The 15,996-nt window shown below is 67.7% G+C and carries 15 protein-coding genes; 2 read left to right on the top strand and 13 right to left on the bottom strand.

The window, feature by feature from the left end:
* The first annotated feature begins 1 nt into the window (after position 1).
* Positions 2 to 1,321 (top strand): ABC transporter substrate-binding protein, encoded by a 1,320-nt coding sequence (locus ACLKM7_RS08870; RefSeq protein ID WP_436446832.1) that lies wholly within the window; start codon positions 2 to 4, stop codon positions 1,319 to 1,321.
* Between the two features lie 72 nt (positions 1,322 to 1,393).
* Here ACLKM7_RS08870 and ACLKM7_RS08865 read toward each other — a convergent pair whose 3' ends face one another.
* The 12 genes from ACLKM7_RS08865 to ACLKM7_RS08810 all read right to left on the bottom strand — a co-directional run bounded on the left by ACLKM7_RS08865 (position 1,394) and on the right by ACLKM7_RS08810 (position 13,793).
* Complete coding sequence (locus ACLKM7_RS08865; RefSeq protein ID WP_436446831.1) at positions 1,394 to 2,419, bottom strand: Gfo/Idh/MocA family protein; 1,026 nt, start codon at positions 2,417 to 2,419, stop codon at positions 1,394 to 1,396.
* A complete protein-coding gene (locus ACLKM7_RS08860) occupies positions 2,403 to 3,458 on the bottom strand; it encodes a Gfo/Idh/MocA family protein (RefSeq protein ID WP_436446830.1) in 1,056 nt (351 codons plus the stop codon). Before ACLKM7_RS08860 ends, ACLKM7_RS08865 begins: the two co-directional genes overlap by 17 nt.
* Positions 3,455 to 4,321 (bottom strand): amidohydrolase family protein, encoded by an 867-nt coding sequence (locus ACLKM7_RS08855; RefSeq protein WP_436446829.1) that lies wholly within the window; start codon positions 4,319 to 4,321, stop codon positions 3,455 to 3,457. The genes ACLKM7_RS08860 and ACLKM7_RS08855 overlap by 4 nt, the downstream gene beginning before the upstream one ends.
* The gene (locus ACLKM7_RS08850) at positions 4,321 to 5,094 is read right to left on the bottom strand and encodes an enoyl-CoA hydratase-related protein (RefSeq protein WP_436446828.1); all 774 of its coding nucleotides are present in this window, start codon (positions 5,092 to 5,094) and stop codon (positions 4,321 to 4,323) included. Before ACLKM7_RS08850 ends, ACLKM7_RS08855 begins: the two co-directional genes overlap by 1 nt.
* Positions 5,091 to 6,233 (bottom strand): CaiB/BaiF CoA transferase family protein, encoded by a 1,143-nt coding sequence (locus tag ACLKM7_RS08845; protein ID WP_436446827.1) that lies wholly within the window; start codon positions 6,231 to 6,233, stop codon positions 5,091 to 5,093. The genes ACLKM7_RS08850 and ACLKM7_RS08845 overlap by 4 nt, the downstream gene beginning before the upstream one ends.
* An 89-nt stretch (positions 6,234 to 6,322) precedes the next feature.
* On the bottom strand, positions 6,323 to 7,636 hold the full coding sequence (locus tag ACLKM7_RS08840) for an ABC transporter substrate-binding protein (protein ID WP_436446825.1): 1,314 nt from the start codon (positions 7,634 to 7,636) through the stop codon (positions 6,323 to 6,325).
* 28 nt (positions 7,637 to 7,664) lie between these two features.
* Positions 7,665 to 8,567 carry a carbohydrate ABC transporter permease gene (locus ACLKM7_RS08835; protein ID WP_436446823.1) on the bottom strand — a complete coding sequence of 301 codons (903 nt, stop codon included), beginning with the start codon at positions 8,565 to 8,567 and terminating at the stop codon, positions 7,665 to 7,667.
* Complete coding sequence (locus tag ACLKM7_RS08830; RefSeq protein ID WP_436446821.1) at positions 8,564 to 9,547, bottom strand: carbohydrate ABC transporter permease; 984 nt, start codon at positions 9,545 to 9,547, stop codon at positions 8,564 to 8,566. The genes ACLKM7_RS08835 and ACLKM7_RS08830 overlap by 4 nt, the downstream gene beginning before the upstream one ends.
* Positions 9,544 to 10,374 carry an NAD(P)-dependent oxidoreductase gene (locus ACLKM7_RS08825; protein ID WP_436446819.1) on the bottom strand — a complete coding sequence of 277 codons (831 nt, stop codon included), beginning with the start codon at positions 10,372 to 10,374 and terminating at the stop codon, positions 9,544 to 9,546. Before ACLKM7_RS08825 ends, ACLKM7_RS08830 begins: the two co-directional genes overlap by 4 nt.
* A gap of 39 nt (positions 10,375 to 10,413) precedes the next feature.
* Positions 10,414 to 11,109, bottom strand: coding sequence for an RraA family protein (locus tag ACLKM7_RS08820; protein ID WP_436446817.1), 696 nt, complete (start codon positions 11,107 to 11,109; stop codon positions 10,414 to 10,416).
* 39 nt (positions 11,110 to 11,148) lie between these two features.
* Complete coding sequence (locus ACLKM7_RS08815; RefSeq protein WP_436446815.1) at positions 11,149 to 12,540, bottom strand: NAD-dependent succinate-semialdehyde dehydrogenase; 1,392 nt, start codon at positions 12,538 to 12,540, stop codon at positions 11,149 to 11,151.
* A gap of 23 nt (positions 12,541 to 12,563) precedes the next feature.
* On the bottom strand, positions 12,564 to 13,793 hold the full coding sequence (locus ACLKM7_RS08810) for an iron-containing alcohol dehydrogenase (RefSeq protein ID WP_436446813.1): 1,230 nt from the start codon (positions 13,791 to 13,793) through the stop codon (positions 12,564 to 12,566).
* 225 nt (positions 13,794 to 14,018) lie between these two features.
* On the opposite strand from ACLKM7_RS08810, the gene ACLKM7_RS08805 reads away from it, so the two are divergent.
* Positions 14,019 to 14,759 carry a GntR family transcriptional regulator gene (locus ACLKM7_RS08805; RefSeq protein ID WP_436446811.1) on the top strand — a complete coding sequence of 247 codons (741 nt, stop codon included), beginning with the start codon at positions 14,019 to 14,021 and terminating at the stop codon, positions 14,757 to 14,759.
* Between the two features lie 25 nt (positions 14,760 to 14,784).
* Here the strand turns inward: ACLKM7_RS08805 and ACLKM7_RS08800 are convergent, their stop codons facing one another.
* The gene (locus ACLKM7_RS08800) at positions 14,785 to 15,990 is read right to left on the bottom strand and encodes a D-arabinono-1,4-lactone oxidase (protein WP_436446896.1); all 1,206 of its coding nucleotides are present in this window, start codon (positions 15,988 to 15,990) and stop codon (positions 14,785 to 14,787) included.
* Positions 15,991 to 15,996: the final 6 nt, after the last annotated feature.

Genomic DNA, 15,996 nt, shown 5'->3' with positions numbered 1-15,996 from the left:
GATGAATACGAAGCGAGCATTCGCCGTGGCGGCGGTCGCCGCGGCCACGATCGGGTTGGCCGGCTGTGGAGGCGGCGGTGAGGCCGCCGAGCCCACGACCACCGCCGATCTCGGCGAGGTCGGCGGGGAGATCCAGTACGCGTGGTGGGGTGGAACCGCTCGCAACGAGCGCACGCAGGCGGTGATCGACCTCTACATGGCCCAGAACGAGGACGTCACCGTCAAGGGCACGACCACCGACTACAACGCGTACTGGGAAGGCGCGAGCGTTCAGGCTGCGGGCGGGAACATGCCGTGCGTGCCGCAGATGCAGAACCGGGTGATGGCCGACTACTCCGATCGCGGCGCGTTGCGACCGCTCGATGATCTCGTCGAGCAGGGCGTGATCGATGTCTCGGAGATCCCCGAGGGCGTCCTCGACAGCGGTCGTGGCGCAGACGGCAAGCTCTACATGATTCCCTACGGTGCCGCGTTCGGCTCACTCATGGTGAATCAGACGCAGGTCGAGCAGGCGGGGGAGGACCTCCCCGAGAACGGCTACGACTGGGAGTGGCTCGCAGAGTGGCTCACCGATCTGAGTGAGACGGCCGGGCAGCCGTCGATCGACCTCATAGGAGCGAACGACGATCAGCTGGAAGGCTGGGTGCGCAGCCGCGGAGGCAACCTGTACGAGGACGGTGCCCTCGGATTCGACCGCGACGATCTGGTGGAGTTCTGGAACTACAGCGAGGAGCTCCGTGAGGCGGGTGTGACGATCTCGGCCGAGCGCGCGTCCGAGCTCATGGGCGTCCCGCTGGAGCAGATGCCGTTCAGCCAGGGCCAGCAGGCGGCTTTCTTCTGGCCGGCGAACGGGCTCTCCAGCGCGCAGGCCACGATCGACGGCGTCGCGCCGGGATCCACGCTCACCGCGTATGTGATGCCGAGCGGCGAGGGCGGTCCCGGGAACGCGCTGTGGTTGTCGGGCCTGTCGATCGCAGAGGACTGCGACAACGTGGCGACGGCCGCGGATTTCATCGACTTCTTCATCAACGATGAGGAGGCTGCGCTCGCGTACGAGTCCGACAACGGTGCCAATACGAACAACGCGAACCTCGCGGCACTTCTCGAGAGCCCCGACACACCCGACTCGAAGAAGACCGAACTGGAGCTCTACGCCTACCTCGCAGAGTCCGACATCGCGCCGGTGGTCTACGGCAAGGCGTACCAGAGCATCTTCCTCGACGCCCTCAACCGCTACTACCAGCAGGTGGCCTTCGGCGAGATGACCGTCGAAGAAGCCGCCGACGCGTTCATGGCCGAGGCGGAAGGGACCTTGGGCTGATCCGGTGACATGAAGAAGGGGGCGCCGGTCTGCGACCGGCGCCCCCTTCTGTGCCTGCGCGTGCCGGTCCGGTCATGCGCGCAACGGCCGTCCGCCTTCGGCCGCGGAGCGTTCGCACAATTCGATCACCTGGACGACCTCTCGAGCCTCAGCGGTGGTCGCCCGAACGCCGGCGCCGGTGCGGATCGCCGCGAAGACGTCATCGTAGATCTCGCCTCCCAGGATGCCGGGCTTGGCCAGGCCGCCCACGACCCGCTCGACACCACCATGTCGGCGCACCAGCACGCTGGCGCCGTCGCTCGCGACGGCCATGCCGTCCTCCCCCCACACCGCGAACCGCGCGCCGGGCACGCCCTGATGACGGAAGACCTCCACGCGGCCGGTGAGGCCATCGCCGAAGTCGAGGTCGAGTCCGGCCCACCGCTCGACCTGCTCGCCCGCTGCCACCGACAGCCGACCTGCAACTGACACCGGGGAGCGATCCGCGAGACGAAGCACGTGATCGACCGGGTGCGGACCGATGACGCGCAGCACCCCACCTCCCCCGGAGCGCTCCCGCGCCCAGCGCAGGGGTCGTGGCCCGGCGTGAGGGCGGGAGGCGGTCGCGTTGACATACTCGCCCTGGTGCCCTCTCGTGGCGACCACACGCCACGGGGCACCGATCTCACCCGAGCGCACGATGCCCAGGAGCGCCTGGAAGTCCTCCTCCCAGCGGCGCTGGTGGTGCACGGCGAGAACTGCGCCCGTCCGCTCCGCCCGTCGCATCAGGTCGTCCGCCTCGCGGACGGAGACCGTCATGGGTTTCTCGACGAGTACGTTCACCCCACGATCGAGCGCCGCCGCGGAGATCTCGTGGTGCAGGTGGTGCGGTGTGGCCACGACCAGCAGATCAACGGGCTCGCGGTCCAGCAGGTCGCGCCAGCCCCGGTGCACGCGCACATCGACGGGATGAGGATCTGCCATCCCGCTCTCGGTCGCGACGGCGACCAGCCGGAATCGGGCATCGCGAGTCAAGAGCGGCAGGTGGTAGTGACGTCCGCTGTTGCCGAGGCCCACCAGCCCGACCCGCACGGAGTCGATGTCAGGCGTAGGCGACATGCCCGTAGAGCGCTTCTTCGACCGTGACCGGGGTGCCACCGCGAGCCGCCGAGCGGTAGGCGGCCTCCATGATGCCCATCGTCTGAAGGTTGTCGCGAGCGCTGTGCTGCGGCGATCGCCGCTCAGCGATCGCGACCGCGAATTCGCGAAGGCTCGACCCGTATGACAGCGCGGCGTGCTCACCCGGTTGCGTCTCGGCGAACGTGAGGCGCTCTGGTTGGGCACCGAAGTGCGCCGTTCCGGTGGCGTCTCCGGACATGGGGGCGGTGCGTTCCACCGAGGCGGAGCCGAGGTCGGTGTCGACACGGAACGTGTTGAGGGGAAGCGTCCTGCTCGTCCACGACGACGTGACCGTCCCGACCACTCCCCCGGCGAACTCGATGAGCAGCGAGCTGAACTGCTCTCCCATGAGCGAGCTGCCGCGACGACGCCGGGTCACCGCGCGCACCGACACCGGCGGCGTCCGGGCGATCCATCGCACGCGGTCGATCAGGTGAACGCTGAAGATGGCCATCTCGAGCTTGGTCTCTTCCGCCCGCCACGCGCCGGGCGCCTGCGGTCGGTTCTGAAAGGTCCGGGCCTCGACGAAGTCGATCCCGCCGGCATCCGGACGTCCGAGTCGGTCCCTCAACCACGTGTACTCGGGGAACCAGCGGAAGTTCTGACTCACCGCCATCGTCACTCTCGCCGCCTCGGCCGATTCGGTGAACGTCACCGCGTCATGCCCGTTCTCACCGAACGGCTTCTCGACGAGGACGTGGAGCCCGTGCTCGAGCGCGGGGTCGATGACCTCGTGGCGCACCGCGGGCGGTGTGAGCAGAACCACCGCGTCGACGGCGCCGGAGGAGATGAGCTCGCCGGCACTCGCGAAGCGAGCGCCGATCCCGTGACGGTCGCAGAAGTCGTCGAGGACTTCACGACGCGGATCGCACGCGGCCGTCACCTCGAGGTCGTCAGCCGCCACGCTTCTCGCGCCGGCCATGTGCTGATTGGCGACCCATCCGGTGCCGATGAGTCCCAGTCGTAGCTTGTCGGTCATGATCGCGTGACTCCATACCAATCGAGTGCTGTGCCGCCCTCCACACGAGCGCGGTCCTGGCCATCCATGTCTGCGAGCGCCTCGATGACGCCGCTCCACGCCTGGGCGTGCGAAGCACGCAGCAGAACGACCGGCCAGTTGCTGGCCAGCATCGAGCGACGCGCTCCGAACAGCTCGATCGCCGTCTGCACATAGGGGCGCAGAGCCGCCGCATCCCACCGTTCCCACCGCTGCAGCACCGCGACCCCGACCGAGAGCTTGACGGCCACGTTGGGCTGAGCCGCAAGGCGCTGCAGCCGGTTCCGCCACGCATCGAACGCGTCCGTGACCATCGGAGGTGAAGCGAGATGATCGACGACGATCCGCAGATGCGGCAGGCGCTGCGCGACCGCGGCCACGGCATCCGTCTGGGCGTCGGTGATCGGCACCGTGTCCCACACCAACCCTTCGTCCGCGGCGCGCTGCAAGGCGGCGATACCCGCCGCCTCGGCTGTCCAGCTCATGGGATCGGAGCCCACGAGACACCTCAGCCCGACAAGCTTGTCGCCGCCGGGAGCTTCTCTCATCCGCACCAAGGCGCCGACGTCGTCGAGCGCTCGCGCGGGGTCCGGCAGATCGGCGTATCCCACCCAGCCCAGAATCCGCTCGCTGGTGGCCGCATAGGCGGCAAGCCGCTGGTTCTCATCCATCGCGTCGACCGACTGCATCAGGATGCTGCCGTCGAGCGCCGAGGCATCCAGCGCATCGTGATACTCGGCGACATCGAACGCGCGCCGCAGCACCTCGTCCTCCGCTGGTCGCCAATCCTGACGCCCGATCACTTCCGCGGGCCACAGGTGGTGATGGGAGTCGACCTTCGTCATCACATTCCTTCGAATCGCGGCCGGCGCTTGCCCAGGAACGCATCGACACCCTCGGCGAAGTCGGCGCTGCCGTAGATCTCGCGATACACGTCGTCGTGCTCGATCTCACCGAGCGCGGCGTCCATTCGCCGCCACAGCATGCGGAACGACCGCAGGGTGAGCGGAGCGCAAGCCCGGATCGCGTCGAGCATGCCGGCAAGGCGCTCCTCGATGCGGTCCGGCTCCACCACGTCGTTGACGAACCCTGCGGCGAGCGCCTCGTCGGCGCTGAACAGCCGGGCGGTGAAGAGCATCTCAGCAGTCCGATGGCGGCCGAATGTCGAGCTCAGGCGCGCGATGGATGTCGGCGACAGGGTGTTGCCGACAGTCCGCGCGATCGGCGAGCCGAACATCGATGACGGCGTGCACACCACGATGTCGCTCAAGGCGGCCAGCACGAGGCCTCCGCCGACGCACGCACCTTCGACGACGGAGACGATCGGAACATCGAGATCCGTCAGCCGCGTCTGCACCCGCCTCATTTCGGCTTCGTAGTCGACGCCGTGCTGACCGGTACGGATCTCCTGCAGCCAGCGGATGTCGGTGCCACCCGCGAACGCGCCATCAGCCCCCCGCAAGACCAGTGCCCTCACCGATCGGTCGGCGGCGGCATCCGTCAGCACCCGCTCCAGTTCCGCGTACATGTCGCGTGTGATCGCGTTGCGGCGACCCGGGTTGGACAGGGTGACCGTGACCACGCCGGCATCTGTCGACGTGCGGACCTCCTCGCTCACGCCGGACTCCCACTCGTGTCCTCGGAGCCGAGCAGCTCCTGCTGGTGCTCGCCCAGCAGCGGTGGGTGCCGCCGCGCTGCCGCCGGGGTGCGACTCATCTTGACCGGGAAGCCGAGAGTCCGGACCTCCCCTTCGACCGGATGGGGAATGCTCTGGACCATCTCTCGATGCTGCGTGTGCGGATCGCGCAGGACTTCGTCGTACGCCAGGATCGGTCCGCACGGCACCCCGCCGGCGAGGAGCCGATCCACCCAGTAGGCGGTGTCGTTCTCGATCAGCACCGACTCGATCTCGTCGGCGAGGTCCTTCTTGCGCTTCATCCGCAGCGGATTCGTGGCGAAACGCTCGTCATGCTCTAGCTCGGGCCGCTCGAGCGCCGCGCAGAGGAAGCCCCACAGGCGCTGATTGTTGGCCCCGATCGTCATCCAGCCGTCGCGGGTCCGGAACGCCTGGTACGGCGCCGACATGCGGTGGGACGAGCCGGTTCGCGCGGGCACCTCTCCGCTGGCCCAGTATTCGGTGGCCTCCCAGACCGTGAAGCCCAGCGCGGCCTCGAAGAGCGAGGTCTCGATGCGCTGCCCTTCGCCGGTCCTCAGCTTGTGGACGTAGGCCGTGACGATCCCATACGCGCAGAACAGCCCCGAGCCGAGGTCGGCGACAGGGACGCCCGCCTTGGCCGGCGGGGCATCCGGATGCCCCGTGACACCCATCACGCCGGACATGCCCTGCGCGATGAGGTCGTAGCCGGGACGGTCTGCGTATGGTCCCGTCGAGCCGAATCCGGAGATGCTCGCGTAGATGATCGACGGGTTGATCTTCGTCACCGACTCGTAGTCGATCCCGAGGCGGGTCGTGACGCCGGGACGGAAGTTCTCCACGACGACGTCGGCGTCGGCCACCAGCGCACGGAAGTCGGCAAGGCCCTGCTCGGAGCGCAGGTCGAGCACGACCGACCGCTTGTTGCGGTTCAGCGCGAAGAAGGCCGGGCCGTCCTCGCCCTTGCCTGAGCGACCCCAGGAGTGGCGGGTCTGGTCGCCACCGCCGGGCGGCTCGACTTTGATCACGTCCGCGCCGAAGTCGGCGAGGAGCATCGTGCAGAAGGGGCCGGCCATCACCTGAGTGAGGTCGACGACTTTCATTCTGTCAAGGGCAACAGGAGGCATGTCCACTCTCTTGGGGTCGGGGTCCAGCAGTGGGGGCGGCACCGTCTGGTCCCGCCCCCACTGGATCAGCCGATGGCGGATTCGGCTTCGGCGGTGAACTGCTCCGCCGCCTCTTCGACGGTGATCTCTCCGAACGACACCTGCTGGAAGTAGCGCGTCACCGCCTGCTGGAAGACGCTCGCGTAGCCCTTGCCGTACACGCTGGGCGCGACGCCCTCATCGGCGAGTGTCTGGTACAGCGACAGTTCCGCCTTCTTGGCCGCGGTGGTGTCAGGGCTGTCGAGGATGGCCTGCAGGTTGTCGGTCTGCGTGTTCGCCCCGTTGTCGGACGCGTAGACGAGGGCGGCGTCCTGGTCGTTCACGAAGAAGTCGATGAAGTCGGCGGCGGTGGCCACGTTGTCGCACGTCTCGGCGATCGACAGGCCCGACAGCCAGAACGCGCTGCCGTTTCCGGATGGGCCGCTCGGCAGAGGGAAGGCCTGCAGTTCGTGACCGGGGTCGACCTGATCGATCGTCGCCTGCGCCGTGCCCAGCCCGTTGGCGGGCCAGAACAACGTGGGTACCGTGCCCTGGCTGAAGTCGTTCTGCTCGAGCGGGAGACCCTGGGTCTCGGACGCACGCTCGGCCGAGATCGTCACTCCGGCGTCCTGAAGGGCAGCCGCGTAGTCCCAGAAGTCAGCGACGTCCTCGGCCTCGAAGCCGATCGATCCCTCGTCGTAATAGTCGGCGTCATGGCTGCGCAGCCAGGCCTCGAGCACGTCCTGCTGGTTGCCGACGATGCCCGTCGCGCGGCCGCCGGTCTTCTCAGAGATCTCGGTCAGCCAGTCCGCCAGCCATTCCCAGTCGTAGCCCTCGGGGGGAAGTGGCAGGCCGAGCGCCTCGATGTCCGTGGCGTTGACCAGCAGCGAGCCGAACGCGGCGCCATAGGGGATCATGTAGAGCTTGCCGTCCGATCCGCGACCGCTGTCGAGGACGCTCTCGGGGATCGCCGAGACATCGATCGCACCGGACTCGACGAGGTCGTCGAGTGGCAGCAGCGCGCCCCGATCGGCGTAGTCCGCCATCAGACGGTTCTGCATCTGCGGCACGCAGGGCAGATTCCCGCCCGCGGCCTGCACGCTCGCGTTCTCGAAGTACGCGCCGAACTCGGAAGTGGTGCCCTTGACGGTGACGCCCGGGGTGGCCTCCTCGTAGAGGTCGATGACGGCCTCGGTCTTGTCGTTCCGTGCGGGGCCGCCCCACCAGGCGTACTGGATCTCGCCGGCGATCTCGCCTTCGGCGCTCGGGGGCGCCGCATCGCCACCGCCGCAGGCGGAGAGCGCGAGCGTCGACGCGAGCGCCACGGCGGTGATGGCCGCGATTCGGATGTTCCGGTGCATGTGTTCGCTTTCTGTGTTCGGGCAGGTGCTACTTCAGGCCGGTCGTCGCGATGCCCTGGGTGAGCAGTCGCTGGGCCGCCAGGAAGAAGCCGATGAGGGGAGTGATGGACAGCGTGGCCATGGCGAAGAGCGCGCCGAGCGAGGATTCTCCGGTCGAGTCGACGAACTGCACCAGCCCCTGTGGAACGGTGTAGAGGTTGGTGTCGGAGATGTAGAGCCGGGGACCGAGGAAGTCGTTCCACGTGGCGATGAAGGTGAACATCGCCGTCGTCGCGATCGCCGGTCCGAGCAGCGGCAGGATGATGCGTCGGAAGATGCCGAAGTTGCCACAGCCGTCGAGGCGCGCCGCCTCATCGAGATCACGTGGCAGGCCGCGGATGAACTGGACCGTGAGGAAGATGAAGAAGGCGTCGGTCGCCAGGAACTTGGGCACGATCAGCGGCAGGTACGTGTTCAGCCAGCCGAGTTCGTTGAACAGGATGTACTGCGGCACGATCGTCACCTGGTACGGCAGCAGCAGGGTGACCATGAGGAGCGCGAAGAGCGTCCGCTTCAGTGGGAAGTCCAGACGCGCGAACGCGTAGCCGGTGAGCGTCGCTGCGAACAGGTTTCCCACCACGCACAGCGCCGCGATGATGAACGAGTTGACGAAGAAGACGCCGAAGTTCAGCGTCGAGGAGGCCGTGAAGCCGGCGACGTAGTTCTCCAGCGTGTAGGAGCCGGTGAACGGCAGGAAGGTCTTGCCGATCTCGGCGTTCGGATGGAACGAGGCATCGATCATCCACACGACCGGGTACAGCATGATCACCAGAACGGCGATGGTGACCGCATGCCGTGCCCACGAAGCCAGGACGCGGCTCTTCGTCGGCCGGGTCGGGAAGAGTCTCACTCGCCGGCGCCGGCCGGTGGTGATGGTGTAGGTGTCGGTCATGAGTCCTCCCCGTAGAAAACCCAGTAGCGGGAGCTCCAGAAGATCCCCCCGGTGATGAGGGCGAGGGCGAGGAGCAGGGCCCATGCCATCGCGGACGCGTATCCCATCTGGAAGTCGACGAAGCCCTTCTGGTAGAGGTACACGGTGTAGAGGAGCAGCGAGTCGGCCGGCTGCCCCGTGCCGCCACTGATGACGTAGGCCGGAGTGAAGGACTGCAGCGAGTTGACGACGACCAGCAGGCCGTTGAAGAAGATGACGGGCGTGAGGTGCGGGAACGTGATCGACCAGAACTGCTGCCAGCGATTGGCCCCGTCCAGCTGAGCCGCCTCGTAGTACGACGCCGGGATCTGGCGCAATCCCGCCAGGAAGATCACCATCGTGCTTCCGAACGTCCAGATCGCCAGCGCGACGACGGTGTACAGCGCGGTGCTCGGGTTGCCGATCCAGCTCTGGCCTTCGATGCCGAACAGTCCGAGGAAGGCGTTGAAGATGCCGCTCGAACCGAAGACCTGCAGCCAGAGCACGGCGATTGCCACGCTGCTTCCCAGCAGCGACGGGATGTAGAACAGCGCTCGGTAGACCGACAGGAACTTCATGCCCCTGTTGAGGAAGACGGCGAGCAGCAGCGAGAAGATCAGGATGCCGGGAACGCTGAGGACCGTGTACATGGCCGTGACGCCGACGGACTTGAGATACCGCGGGTCGGATTCGAACATCCGGACGTAGTTGTCCAGCCCGATCCAGTCCGCCGAGCCGATCAAGTCGTAGCGCGTGAAGGACAGGTAGAGCGATGCGATCATCGGCCCGAGCGTGATGACCACCATTCCTATGAGCCACGGCGACAGGAAGCCGTATGCCGACAGCGCGTTGCGCCGGCGATTGCGCTTCATCGCACGCCTGCGCGCCGGGTCGGTCGCGAGCGTGGCGCCGCCGAACGAGCTCTGCTCGGGGATCTGCTCGAGGATGGCTTGCTGGGTCATGACGGATCGACCGCCTTCCGGGCATGATCCTCGACCTCAGCGGCGAGGATCTGTGACAATAGGGCAGCCAGCGGCACCCGCGTGCCCGCGTGCCTCGCCGCTGCGACGACGTCCCACAGGTCTTTGCTCCATGGCCGGTATGAGACGTCCACGTCGGCGCGGTCGTATGCCTTCGCCAACTCGTCGAAGAAGCCCCAGTTGCGTGCGGTCCAGCTGTCTCCCGTCGAGGACCGGAGGACCTCCAGGACGAGGGAGTCCGCCACGTCGAACGTGGCGGTGAGCTCGAGGCCCTCGTACAGCGCCTGGAGCGAGGCGAGCATCGCGAGCTGATTCGCCAGCTTCACGGCGGCGCCGGCGCCGACCCGCCCGCACCTGACGGTCGTGCCGAGCGCGTCGAGCACGCGCTGAGCATCGGGGCTCGGCTGGCCGCCCAGCATGATGGTGAGGGAACCGTCGCGCGCGCGGGCGGCGCCGCCGCTGACGGGCGCGTCCAGGATCCGGACACGCCCGTCGGCGGACGCCAATCGCTCCACGGTCTTGGGTAGAACCGTCGAGTGGACGAGGAAGGTCGCCCCCGCCGCGACGATGCCGGCGAGACCCTGCTCGACGAGGAGCGACTCGACGACGGCGTCATCCGGAACGGCGAGGCATACGACGTCGCAGTCCGCGAAGTCGGTCAGGTCGGACGAGAGCCGGCCGCCCCCCTCCTCGAGCCGGGCGCGCTTGTCCTCGGCCAGATCTGATCCGACGACATCGAATCCCTGGTCGATGAGGTTGAGCGCCATCGGCATCCCGATGTCGCCGAGCCCGATGAATCCGACTCGCATGGCAATCTCCTTCGAATGCGCTCTCGTCCGGGTCCGACGTCAGTCGACCTGGACGGTGTCGTCGAGTGCCCAGCCGAGCTGCTCGTACATCTTGCGGCGGCCGCGCTTATCGTTCTCGGCTTCCTGCCATGCGTACTTCGCGACCTCCTCGATGTGCTCGTGCGGCACGACGATCACACCGTCGCCGTCGCCGACGACCAGGTCCCTCGGGTTCACGCGCTGGCCGCCGACGGTGATCGGGGTGTTGTGCTCGAGGTACTCGATGCGCCCCTGCGTCATGGTCTGGCCGATGAACTGGGTGAAGATCGGCACCTTCTGAAGTCGGCATTCGTCGACGTCGCGCACGCCGCCGCTCGAGACCACGCCCTGTGCACCGTTGAGGAAGAAGTTGAGCGTGTTCCACGACCCGAGCTGGCCGACTCCGAGGTATGGGGACTCGATGACGACGACATCGCCCTGCACGATCTCGCTGACGTACGGCTCGATGTGCTTCTCCTTGTACCAGTACTGCTTCGCCCACTCGGTGTACTCGTCCGGCGTCAGCGGCGGGGCCTGCTCATGACTCGCCACGAGCCGCACGGTGAGTGCGGGACCGCACAGACGGGCGCCGTCGAACAGGGGACGGATGTCGCGCGCGACGCTCCCCTTGCTGAACAGACCGATCCAGTCCATGCCGTCGCGAACGTCCGACACTCGCAGACCGTCGTACAGCTTCTTGATTTCGGGGTAATCCATCGGACTACTGCCTTCCTTTTGTGTGAGGATCCTCGTCGATCACCAGTTGGTGGCGACGTACTTGGTCTCGAGATATTCGTGCAGGCCCTCGGTGGAGCCCTCGCGTCCCAGGCCGCTTTCCTTCACGCCGCCGAACGGCGCCGCCGGATCGGAGACGAGGCCCCGGTTCAGAGCGACCATCCCCGCTTCCAGGCGAGCAGCGAGCGCAAGACCGCGGCGAAGGTCTTCCGTGTAGAGGTAGGAGACGAGGCCGTGGATCGTGTCGTTCGCGACGCCGATCGCCTCGTCCTCCGAGGAGAAGGCGGCGATGGGGGCGACGGGCCCGAAGACCTCTTCGTGCAGGATGCGAGCATCGCGCGGAACATCGACCAGGACGGTGGGCGGATAGAAGTACCCCGCACCGTCGGGTGTCGCCCCGCCGGTCAGGACACGTGCGCCACGCGCGACGGCATCGTCGACGAGTTCCTGCACCTTGCGGCGGCCCGCCTCATTGATCAACGGGCCGACGTCGATCGACGCATCCGCGGCACCGCCCACCGTCAGCGCACCCATGCGTGTCGCCAGTTCGCTCGCGAACCTCTCGACGACGCTCTCGTGCACGAAGAATCGGTTCGCGGCCGTGCAGGCCTGTCCGCCGTTGCGCATCTTCGCGATCATCGCGCCATCGACGGCGGCATCCAGGTCGGCGTCCTGGAGGACGAGGAAGGGCGCATTGCCGCCGAGCTCCATGGCCGTCCGCAGAACGCGGTGCGACGCGCGCTCGAGCAGATGCCGGCCGACCTCGGTGGATCCGGTGAACGACAGCATCCTCACGCTGTCGTGGGACAGCAGCCGGTCGACCACCGCCCCCGCGGACCTGGTCGTCAGCACCGTCAGGACACCGTCGGGAAGCCCCGCTTCGGCCAGGATGTCGGCGATCGCCAACGCGGTGAGCGGAGTCTCGGCCGCCGGTTTGAGGATGGCCGTGCAGCCGACGGCGAGCGCCGGCCCGATCTTGCGAGTGGCCATCGCCGCGGGGAAGTTCCACGGGGTGACGAGCACGCACAGGCCGATCGGCTCGTGCGAGACCAGCACCTTGCTCGTGCCCGCCGGGTTGTCGAAGAGCTCGCCGCGCACACGGACCGCTTCTTCCGCGTACCAGCGGAAGTACTCCGCAGCGTAGGCGACTTCACCCATCGCATCGGCGTGTGATTTGCCGTTCTCACGTGAGATCAGCTCCGCGAGCTCACGCTGACGCTGCATCATGATGTCGAACGCCCTCAGCAGCACGGCAGCGCGCTCGCGGCTGGGAAGAGCCGCCCACGCCCCTGCCGCCTCGCTCGCGGCGGCGACAGCGCGATCGGCGTCGTCGGGCCCGTGATCGACCACCTCCGCGATGACGGACTCGTCGGCCGGGTTCATGACGGCGAAGGCATCGGCAGTGCCGGTCATAGCGCGGTCAGAGGACAGGATGGTCATCGCGATGCTCCCAACGTCTCGGGGTCGAAGCTGAGGGTGCCCGCGTAGGCGGCCTCGAGGACCGCGCGAGCGGCCTCTACCGTGAGCCCTACGGGGTTGTTGTCTGCGAGCCGTTTCGCGTGCGTCCCCTGCTCGGCCGCCCAATCAAGACGATCGCGCGGGAACCCGAGCTCTTCGAGCGTGTGGGGGATCCCGATCTGGGTCATCAGGTCACGGACCAGCTGAGGCGCAGCATCCGCCAGTTCATTCACGGGTTTGTCGCCGGCGCCCATCGCGCGAGCGACATCGGCCAGCTCCTGCTGTCGCGCCGGTGCGTTGAGCGCCATCGCGTGAGGCAGCAGCAGCCCCACTCCCACGCCGTGCGACGTGTGCGTGACCGCGCCGATGGGATATTGCAGGGCATGGGCGGCCGCGGTGCCCGCCGTGCCGAAAGCGAGTCCGGCGAGCAGGGAGCCGAACATCGTCAGAGTACGTGCCTGAATGTCGTCGGGCTGTCGGTAGGCCTGAGCCAGGCCCGCCGCCAGACAACGGATCGCTTCGAGCCCGAGCAGGTCGGTCAGCGCGGAGGCGCCCATGAAGACTCGGCTCGATGCCAGATCTCCGACTTCGCCCTTGCGGGCCGTGTACGACTCGATCGCGTGCGACAGTGCGTCGGCGCCCGATGCCGCCGTGACGGAGGGCGGACAGCTCAGGGTGAGTTCGGGGTCGCAGACCGCGACTGCCGGGATGAGATACGGGCTCGAGACACCGACCTTGGATTCGCGGGCGGGGTCGGTCACGACGGCGACGGGAGTCACTTCCGAGCCGGTGCCTGCGGTCGTCGGGACGGCGATGATCGGAGCGATCGGGCCAGGCACGTTGCCTTCGCCGTAGTAGTCGGGCACGTCTCCCCCGTGCGCCAAGACCACGGCGGCCATCTTGGCGGTGTCGATGCTGCTGCCGCCGCCGATCGCGATGAAGATGTCCGCCTCGAAGTCGGCCGCTGCCCTCACAGCCGAGAGGATCGCGCTCACGGGCAGTTCCGGTACGACGTCGGTGAAGAGGGCTGATCGGAGTCCAGCGGCTTCGAGCTCCGTCCGCAGTTCGCCGATCTCCACGGAGTCGGCCAGGAACGGGTCGGCGATGATCAAGGCGCGCGATCCGCGCGCTGCCACGAGCGCGGACACCGCGCGCCGCGCGCCACGTCCGAACACGATCTCTTCAGGTGATCGCAGCACCGCGTACATCCGAGCATCCTCCGTTGGAACAACGACCGTATCCGATACGATCTGATTCGACAGTAGGAGGCAAGACCGCGACTTGTCAATCCGACCGCGAGGTTCGACGATCACACGTCGCAGCGGCGCCGCTGAGTTTCCCTGGCCGGTGCCCATAGTGGCGCTGGCCGTCCAACGTGCGGCAGACTAGAACTTCATCAGACATCGGATCAGATCGGATCGCGGGAGACGAACATGGCCCAACGTGCGCACCTGCCCCTGGACACCAGGGGCGCTTCCGCCTCCCCGCGTGACGGCGCCGCGCGCTCCCCGCTGGGGACCGAGATCTATGGATCGCTGCTGTCGCGGATCCTCACCTCAGACCTGGGCCCGGGAGATCGGCTCACGATCGACGCGTTGGCACGAGAACTGGGCGTCTCGCAGACTCCGGTACGCGAGGCCCTGCATCGGCTCGACGCCGAGGGCATCGTCGTCCGCAATCACCTGGCCGGCTACCGCGTCGCCCCGAAGATGACCCGCGACCAGTTCGAGCAGATGGTCGAAGTACGGCTGCTGCTCGAGCCGGCGGCCGCCCGGCGGGCGGCCGAGCGGATGTCGCCCGAAGACATCGCCCTGTTGTCGACTCTCGAAGCGGACATGCGGGAGCTGCACGAGCAACGCGGCTCCGACGGCCTGACCTCCTACGCCCGCTTCTCGCAGATCGATGCGCAGCTGCACGACGCGATCGCGCTCGGAAGCTCGAATCTGTACATCCGAGACTCGCTTGCCAGGCTCCATCCTCACGTCCACCTCTTCCGCCTGAGTAGCACGTCTTCGATCACCGCGGAGGCGATCGAGGAGCATCAGCAGATCATCGACGCGATCGGCGCGCGGGAACCGGATGCTGCCGCATACGCCATGCGGCGCCACGTGGAGGAGTCAGCGCGGCGCTTCCGCGCCGGTTTCGCCGCAGACGAGGAAGCGGCGGCGACCTAGCCGACAAGACGCACGCGGCCCTGATTCACAGTCCGAGTCGGGCCAGGAAGTCGTTGCGGAAGACTCCACGGGGGTCGAGGCGTTCGCGCAGCGCGGCGAAGTCGTTCCAGCGGGGGTAGAGCTGCCGCATCCGCTGCTCCGCACCCTCGAGGGTGAACAGCTTGCCCCAGTGCGGGCGCGCGCCGAGTGGAGCGAGCGCTGCTTCGATGATCGGCAGCAGCGCCTCCACGCCCGGCTGATCGGGCTTCCACGTGAAGTGAAGACCCATCACATCGGTCTGGTACGCCGGCGACAGCCACAGGTCGTCCCGCGCGACGGTGCGCAGCTCGCACACCTGCAGCAGCGGAACCACGCGCGGGGCGAGCTCGCGCAGTGCCGAGATGGCGGCGACGGCGTTGCGGCGGGGCACGAGATACTCCGACTGCAATTCGTCACCGTTGGACGGCGTGAACTCCAGCTTGAAGTGCGGCAGGCGTGCGAACCACGGGCCGGGCTCGCCGAGCTGATCGGTGCAGCTCTCGGCCGAGACATCGGGGAGCGGATGCCGCTTCACGGTCGCGCGCGAAGCGCCGAGCACCTCGTCACGTACGGCGCCGGCCGCATCCGCGCGCCGCTTCACCCACAGCTGGTCGACCACGTCGGGATCGCGCCAGGTGTGGAACATCGAGACGCTGTAGCCGAGGCCGGTGACCGCGTCGAGATCGTCGAGCGCGGCGTCCAGAGGCAACCGCTCATAGACCGTCTGGGCGATGTCGAAGGTGGGAACGATGTCGAGCTCCAGGGCGGTCACGATGCCCAGCGCCCCGAGGGAGACCACCGCTCCGTCGAAGTCCGCGTCGCCCCGCGCGAACCGGAGCGTCTCGCCGTCGGCCGTCACGAGTTCGACCGCGGCGACGGATGCGGCCAGCGACGCCACGGCATCTCCCGACCCGTGGGTCCCCGTCGCCACCGCTCCGGCGAGCGAGATGTGCGGCAGCGACGCGAGGTTGGCCAGCGCCCATCCTTCACGGTCGAGCCGGGGCGCCACATCCCCGTACCGCAGGCCCGCCGCCACTCGCACGACCCGGCGCTCGCTGTCGACCGCCACCTCGGCCGGCAGCTCACGAGCGACGATGTGCACGCCGTCGGTGTCGGCGATCGTGTTGAAGCAGTGGCGACTGCCCAGGGCCTTCACGCGCGACGCGGAACGGACGGCATCCGCAAGCTCCTCGATCGAACGCGGCGCCACCATCCGCTC

Source organism: Microbacterium sp. I2 (assembly GCF_051364985.1).
Lineage (GTDB): Bacteria > Actinomycetota > Actinomycetes > Actinomycetales > Microbacteriaceae > Microbacterium.
This window is presented reverse-complemented; position numbering and strand designations above follow the sequence as displayed.